General features: G+C 61.3%; 1 protein-coding gene. It reads right to left on the bottom strand.

Going from position 1 to position 434, the window contains the following annotated elements:
* Window positions 1-242: helix-turn-helix domain-containing protein (locus tag EW028_RS24355; protein WP_255501806.1), on the bottom strand; the 242-nt coding region annotated here is incomplete at its 3' end.
* Between the last annotated feature and the right edge of the window lie 192 nt (window positions 243-434).

The raw sequence follows: 434 nt of genomic DNA, 5'->3' as shown, positions 1-434 counted from the left end.
AAATGTTTCGCGAGCAGGCGCGAACTCCAGTGTGTGACACCGTATTTCTTCGGCGGCGGCATCAAGGTCGCGGAGACGATCTCCCGGCGATCGAGGCTACGCGGCCGCCCCGAACGCGCATCGTCTTCGAGGCCGGCCAAGCCGTCTACGTCGTAGCGGGCGCGCCAGGAGATCACCGTCGGCCGCGACACCCCGACCAGTTCCGCGATCGACGAATTCGACTCACCTTGAGATGCGAGCAAAACAATCCTCGCTCGCTGCGCCGCACCGGAGGAGATCGACCTCGACCGCAGTCGTCTGGCCAACTCGAGATCGTCGCCGTCTCGCAAGAGTAGGGGCTTAATCCGCATGCTTGAAGTATCTCAAATCGCACTTTCAAAGAATTTTAGGCGCGCGGCACTAGAAGCCCGACAGCGGCAGAACCCAGGAAGATC

It is taken from the genome of Lysinibacillus sp. OL1 (genome assembly GCF_004332175.1).
Taxonomy (GTDB): domain Bacteria; phylum Bacillota; class Bacilli; order Bacillales_A; family Planococcaceae; genus Lysinibacillus; species Lysinibacillus capsici.
The sequence above is the reverse complement of the archived record's forward strand: the minus strand, read 5'-3'. Positions and strand labels throughout refer to the sequence as shown.